The sequence below is a fragment of the Streptomyces cyslabdanicus genome (genome assembly GCF_052663305.1).
In genome coordinates this window covers 1-251 of record NZ_JBQRUW010000091.1, presented here as the reverse complement: position 1 = coordinate 251, position 251 = coordinate 1, and the positions used below count along the sequence as shown (strand labels likewise).

Annotated in this window: 1 rRNA gene; it reads right to left on the bottom strand. The window is 53.8% G+C overall.

The window, feature by feature from the left end:
- Positions 1 to 61, bottom strand: a 16S ribosomal RNA gene (locus ACTYVM_RS36995); the annotation flags it as partial.
- Between the last annotated feature and the right edge of the window lie 190 nt (positions 62 to 251).

Here is a 251-nt window from a genome sequence, read left to right as displayed (position 1 = left end):
CTTGCATGTGTTAAGCACGCCGCCAGCGTTCGTCCTGAGCCAGGATCAAACTCTCCGTGAATGTTTTCCCGTGATCGGGATGAACACCACGAGAGCGGAACCGGGAGGAGGAATAGTCCTCTCGGTTCACAGCGTCCTCGCTGTGTTTTTCAAAGGAACCTCGTCCCAGCAGATGCTGGAGACGGGGTATCAACTAATCTGGCGTTGATTTTTGGCACGCTGTTGAGTTCTCAAGGAACGGACGCTTCCTT